This is a genomic window from Thiohalocapsa sp. (assembly GCF_019695415.1).
Taxonomy (GTDB): Bacteria; Pseudomonadota; Gammaproteobacteria; order Chromatiales; family Chromatiaceae; genus Thiohalocapsa.
Genome location: NZ_JAIFKJ010000206.1, coordinates 1 through 2,951, shown reverse-complemented (window position 1 = coordinate 2,951; position 2,951 = coordinate 1). Strand labels below are relative to the sequence as shown.

General features: G+C 70.6%; 3 protein-coding genes. All 3 read left to right on the top strand.

Features of this window, described 5'->3' with window-relative positions; all coding sequences use genetic code 11:
* Nucleotides 1-75 precede the first annotated feature (75 nt).
* Nucleotides 76-1,167, top strand: a complete 1,092-nt coding sequence (locus tag I6U14_RS05850) for an MlaD family protein (RefSeq protein ID WP_296897645.1) — start codon at nt 76-78, stop codon at nt 1,165-1,167.
* A complete protein-coding gene (locus I6U14_RS05845; protein WP_296897643.1) occupies nt 1,152-1,796 on the top strand; it encodes an ABC-type transport auxiliary lipoprotein family protein in 645 nt (214 codons plus the stop codon). Before I6U14_RS05850 ends, I6U14_RS05845 begins: the two co-directional genes overlap by 16 nt.
* 76 nt (nt 1,797-1,872) lie before the next feature.
* Nucleotides 1,873-2,951, top strand: a 1,079-nt coding sequence (locus I6U14_RS05840; protein WP_296897641.1) for a hypothetical protein, incomplete at its 3' end; no start/stop codon positions are given.

Here is a 2,951-nt window from a genome sequence, read left to right as displayed (position 1 = left end):
GGGCTGAGGTACACGACACGCCAGCGCGCTCCTTTTGACTGACAGCTCGTAACTCGTAACTCGCAACTGGTAACTATGCCCCTCGAACGCCTGCACCAACCCCCCGAGATCGGCGCCCCCGGCATCCGCCGCGGCCGCCGGCAGCGGCGGGATTTGGCGTTGGCGGGGCTGTTCGTGGTCGCCATGGCCGGCGTGGTGCTGGGCGTGGTGCTGCTCAACTTGCCGGCGCTCTTCGGCGGTTATCCGCTGCGTGCCTACTTTCCGGATGCCGCCGGCCTGGACCGGGGCTTGGACGTGGTGCAGGAGGGCTTCGTGATCGGTCATGTCGGCGCTGTGGAGCCGGTGTTCGCCGGTGATGCGGATCGCGCAGAATGTCCAGAGACGGGCGCATTGCGCTCCGCGGAGCTGCCTTGCTTCCGGGCCACGCTGCGTATTCAGCGAGACTGGCCGGTGCCGGAGGGCAGCGAGGCGCAGTTGGCGCCGGCGGGCTTTCTCGGCGGTAATCAGATCCGCATCCAGCCGGGGCCTGCCGATGAGCGGCTCGCCGCGGACGCGGTCATCCCGACCCTGCCGCGGCAGCCAGACCTGCCGAGCCAGGCGGCGCTGGCACTGACGCGGCTTCAGGCGGCCATCGACGACACCATCCGCCCGGCGCTCCAGGATCTGCAGGCACGCATTCAAGGGCTGATCGGCGCGCTCGGCACGGGTGAGGACGGCGAGGAGGGCGCAGGCGCGGTTGCCGGCGAGGGCCTCGCTGAGGTGTTCCAGAACCTGCGCCAGCTCTCTGCCGACATCGAGCAGACAGTAGACCCGGAGCGTATCGGCGCCATTCTGGCCTCCGTGGACGCCTTGACCGCCAATCTCGCCACCGCCTCGTCGGGGCTCGAGTCCCGCAGCGACGACGTGGGTGCCGCCGTGCAGGAGTACACGGCGCTGGGTACGGACCTGCGCCGTGTCGTCAACCAGGCGGAGCCCGCGGTGACCGACTCCTTGGACGACGTGCAATACCTGTTGCAGGAGATCTCTGCCGCGCTGGCGCCCATCCTCGCCAACATCGAGACCGCCTCGCGCAACCTCTCGGCGCTGACCGGCGACCTGCGCGAAGATCCCAAGTCGCTGTTGTTTCAACGCCCGCAGCAGGAGCCTACGCCTTGGCTGGATCGTTGACACGTCTCCTCGCGCTGGGGCTGCCGGCTCTGCTGGCCTGCGCTCTGCTCGCAGGGTGCGGCGGCGGCGAGCGCCTGCGTGATCTGCATTTCAGCCTGCGCCCAGAGGTGAGCGCGCCGCCGAGCAGCCGCCCCATCCCGGGTACCCTACGGGTGACACCCATCGCCGCGCGCGGCTTCCTCGGCGGCAGCCGCATGGTCTACCGCACCGCCGAGGCGCCGCTGGAGGTGCAGCGCTATGCCGAGCTGCTTTGGGAGGAGGTGCCGGGGCGGGCCATCGCGGACGACCTCGCGGCAGCCCTGCGCGCAGCGGGTGTGTTCGAGCATGTCATCACCGCGGGCGACCCTGCGCGTGCCGACTACCTGCTCACGGGTGAGCTACAGCGCTTTGAACACCGGCCCACGGACAGCCCGCCGCGGGTGCTCGGCGAGCTGAGTCTGACCTTGGTGCGCGGCAAGGGCCGGCAGGTGCTGGTGGCCAAGACCTACCGCGCCGAGGAGCTGGTGGCGACGAGTCCCGACGGGCGCACCACACCCGAGGCCATCGTCGCCGCCTTCAACCGGCTCGCCGGGCGCCTCATCAGCGAGGTGATTGCGGATACCCAGGCCATGGGCGGGAGACTGCAATGACGCCCCGGGCCGCCGACCGGACCAACCGCAAAGGTCGCCAAGCGTCCGCGCCGACACAGGACCTACGCCGGCGCGCATGAGCCGAGGCCGACGTCATCAGCGCCGGCAACGGGGTGCAGCATTGCTGGGTGCGGATCCCTTCGCGGTCATCGTGCCGGCGGCGGCCTGGCGCATGCCGGTGGCCTGGAGCCGGCTGCGGGTGCCGGGGCCGCCGGCAAGCTTTGGGCTGAGCGGGCTGGAGCTGACGGGGGCGACGCCGCTGGAGCGCTTCCACCGCCGCACGGTCAGCTTGCTGGACTGCGCCGCCGACGGCACGGACCGGCTGGCGCTCGGGGACAAGGCAATGCCGCATGCCCACTTCGACCTGATGCTGAGCGAGGTGTCCGCGCGCGATAAACCGAGCCCCTGCGACGTGGCGCCCGCCACCGGTCGCGCGCTCTGGCGCACAGGGCTCGAGTTCGTGCGTTTCGTCTCCGATCCCGAGGTCATGGCCGCCTACGGCCTGGCGAACGGCGCCCTGCACCTGGCGCTCAATTGCGACCCCCACACCCTGGACCGGGAGAGTGTGCAGGCAGCGAAGCAGTTCCATCTGCATGTGCTTTATGGGAATGCATCGGAGCTTGCGCAATTGACGGGTGCTGCCGAAACGCCTCTGCAGCACGACCGGCGCACCCGCCGGCAACTGTTGGACCCCTTGAGCTTCGTCGGCGCGCGGCTGGTGACGGCGCTGCTGCGGGAGCTGGAGCCGGACATCGCCGGTAGCGAGGTGCTGGACTGTGACGACGAAGCCGTGATCGCCGGCCGCCGGCCGCCGGGTGCGCTGCTGCGGCTGCCCGGCTGGGCGGTGTTGGCGGAGGCCGCGTTTGAAGATTCGATCCGCCGGCTGCACGAGCGAATGATGGCTGCAGCGGCACAGCTGCGCGCCGCCTTCACCGGTCTGGACACGATGCCCGCCCCTTGGCAGCGGCATGCCCTGCGCCGGCGGGATGCCATCGGCGCCGCGTTGGCGGCGCTGGATCTTCCGTCGGGATCGCGGGCGGCGCTGACCTGCCTTGCCGGTGCGCTGCGGGACCTGCCGCAACCGGTGCTGGCGCGGCTGCGCCACAGCACACCGGTAGTGCGCAAGCACCTGATGTCGCTGAACCCGCCGAGCTA

Coding starts and splice junctions, on each gene's coding strand:
- I6U14_RS05850 (WP_296897645.1), top strand. CDS start 76: ATGCCCCTCGAACGCCTGCACCAACCCCCCGAGATCGGCGCCCCCGGC.